This window comes from Deinococcus sp. (assembly GCF_018260405.1).
Lineage (GTDB): Bacteria > Deinococcota > Deinococci > Deinococcales > Deinococcaceae > Deinococcus.
On record NZ_JAGLBG010000168.1, the window covers coordinates 1 to 2,941 of the forward strand.

1 protein-coding gene, 1 tRNA gene and 1 pseudogene are annotated in these 2,941 nt (G+C 61.0%); 2 read left to right on the forward strand and 1 reads right to left on the reverse strand.

Features of this window, described 5'->3' with window-relative positions:
- Positions 1 to 268: pseudogene (locus QZ269_RS12595) on the forward strand (hypothetical protein); the annotation flags it as partial.
- 15 nt (positions 269 to 283) lie between these two features.
- Here the strand turns inward: QZ269_RS12595 and QZ269_RS12600 are convergent.
- Positions 284 to 2,053: an N-acetylmuramoyl-L-alanine amidase gene (locus tag QZ269_RS12600; protein ID WP_291427051.1), complete on the reverse strand. Its 1,770-nt coding sequence runs from the start codon at positions 2,051 to 2,053 to the stop codon at positions 284 to 286.
- Between the two features lie 660 nt (positions 2,054 to 2,713).
- Between QZ269_RS12600 and QZ269_RS12605 the strand changes: the two genes are divergently transcribed.
- Positions 2,714 to 2,788 (forward strand) — tRNA-Glu (locus tag QZ269_RS12605).
- Positions 2,789 to 2,941: the final 153 nt, after the last annotated feature.

Here is a 2,941-nt window from a genome sequence, read left to right on the forward strand (position 1 = left end):
GCCCTTTCCACTGCTGCGTGGCCGTGGCCCGGCGGCCTACCCCACCTACACGGTGCGCCTGCTGACCTGGGGGGGGCTGCGCGGCGGTATCGCTATCAGTCTGGCACTGGGGCTGCCTCACAGCGAGTGGCGTTCCACTGTCCTAACGGCCACGTACTTGATTGTGCTGTTTACCATTGCCGTGCAGGGCCTAACCATCATGCCGCTGGTGCACAAAGCGGTGGCTGCTGATAAATCAGTCAGTCAGTCCGGAGAGCATGGTTACTGAAGCGTGCGTGCACCGTTAGTGGTCGGAACCGCCGACACTGTCACGGGTCACCTTGCCGTTGGCCGTCACTCCGGTGACCAGAGCTTCACGAATACCGGTGGCAATGCCCAGGGCGACCCGGTCGAGATAGTTGGAGTCTTTCAGATTCAGGCCATCGACCGGGTGGCTGGTAAAGCCAATTTCGACCAGTGCGGCTGGAATACGGCTGTTACGCAGCACCGCCAGCGAGCGGGTGTTGTGAAGTCCCTGATCGGCGGCCCCAGTAGTCATCAGCATGTCGCGCTGGAGCACCGAGGCGAGGTTCTGCGACAGGGGGTGGTTGGGGTTCCACCACGTTTCGATGCCGTAGCCGCGCAGAGCCTTGGAAGCAATCAGCGCGTTGACGTGAATGCTGACGTACATCTGCGCCCCGGCTCCGAGGGCGGCGCGGGCGTTAAGGTCGGTGTTCTTGTCGGTGCTTAGCTGGGTGTCGGTCGAGCGGGTCATGACGACATCAACCCCGGCAGCCTGCAACAGGTCGCGCACGCGCAGGCCCACCGCCAGGTTGACCTCTTTTTCGACGACGATGCCTACAGCGCCCGGATCGACTCCGCCATGCCCCGGATCGATGACCACACGGGGCCGGGCATAGTTGGCCGCCAGCGACAGCAGGGCAGTGCCCCGGTTAGTGGAAATAGGTGGCACGCCAGCCAGCATCTTTTCCCTGGGGCCAAGGGGGGTGGTATCTGCCAGCGCGGGCGAGAGATCAATTGCCAAGCGCGAACGCTCGCCGTTGCTGGGGGGCAGGAGTTGCGCGCGCCAGCCACTGCGAATGCTGGTGCCCCAGCCCGTCTGGAAAATGATATTGACGCCGTTACTGGTCGGTTCGTAATGCCAGGACTGCAACTCGGCAGAAATGTTGGTGCCGCTGGGCTGCGTCAGAGCATTGACACTGACGCCGGTCAGCTCTACCCGCAGGCCGCTGTTGCCCGGAACAATTCGGTAACTGACCCCAGGCGGCAGGTCAAGAACGGTGCGGGTCAGACCGGGGTTTTTACCGATGCGCGGCACGGTTAGGGTTGCGCCTGGAATGGCCGAACCGGGAACCCGGCCCATCAAGGCACTGGGCCTGTCGGGAGTGGAACCGGGCAGCGCGGGCGTAGAGGGCAGCAGCGGCCCAGGGGTCACCGTATCTCCGGGGGCCACGCCGCTATCTGCTTGCAAGGGGGTATTCAGGGTCGCCTTGACGGCTGGCGTGCTGATGGGCGCACTGGTCAACACTGCTCCCCGGACGCTGCTGCCAGCGCCGCCAGTGAGGGTAGCTCCGAACTCCAGAATCAGCACTTTCGTGCCGCCGACAATCGTGGCCTCATAGGCCCGCCAACCGTCAGTGAGCGACAGCGGAAAGGGGGTCACCAGGGTGATCTGTCCGTTGCCTGCCCGGTACTCCGTGACACTGGAACCCATGCGCCCCGTGACCGACGGAATAACCCGCGCACCCTGGATATCGAGGCGCAGACCGCTGAACGTCGGGGTAAGCGTGTAGTTCACGTGGCTAGCCAGATCGAACACGACGCGTGTGGTGCCGCCGTCGTTGCTGCTGCGCGGATTACCGAAGCCCATCTGAACCGGCACCTGAAGAGAACCGGCCATACTCTGACGCGCCGGTGTGCCCGAAGCAGGGGGAGCCTGCATAGTGCTGGCCGCACGGATGGTCGGCAGCGTCTGTTCGGGTGCCTGACGCTGAAAGGGGTCTGACTGAGCCGCCGCCCAAGATCCGAGCAGCAGCACAGATGAGAGGATCATGACAGGCGGCTTCATTGGTTTCTATATTGTACTTTTTGAAGTGAGAAAGACAAAACCGCGCCTCATGTTCAGGGGTTGATTCACGCGACAGGACATGGAAAAGAGAAGTGAGAGAGATGAAAATCATGATCCAGTGCACTATTTTTACCGGCTGACCCGTGCAGTTTTCAGGGGCCTGACGGTCTTCATACTTCGGGTGTCATCCCCCAAAAGGGGGAGCCATTTAGTCTGGGCGCACCACTTGATGAGAACAGCAGGCCCCGCGCCAAGCCGAGCCATGCACGGCGGGGGACACGAGGGCCTGATATTCAATCAGGCGGACAACCTCTCCGGGCTGATCAGCAGCAGAGCGGATTTCGCGGTATAGCCGTACAAGCGTTGCCATCTTGGGCAGAGCGGAACCCAGGATGGGGCCTGCCCGCCCTCTTGGGCAAAACGGCACCCAGGAAGGGGCCTGCCCGCTCCCCGACTGCGGCAGAATCGAGCGGAAGCTGTATTAAGAGCCTGTCTGCCTGAAAAAGTAACTTTTGACGCTTCCCCTATTGACGAATGAGCCATTCAACTGTATCTTTTTGTGCGTGCCTGAAAGGGCACCCCTTGAAAGGCAGTACAGGAAGACACGAATATAAAAATTCGGATATTCCAAAACTGAAGTGGTGTGGCCCCATCGTCTAACGGTTAGGACACTACCCTTTCAAGGTAGCGATACGGGTTCGAATCCCGTTGGGGTCACCAATGGCAGGCGCTCTGGCTTAGGCACAGAGCGCCTGCTTTCTTGAGTACGCGGCGGGCCACGCGAAAGAGGCTCCCATATAAGAGGCTGTCTGAGGCCCTAACCATGGGAAATGTTTTAGGCTTTAACGGTGGAACGCGCAGCTTACCCTAGCG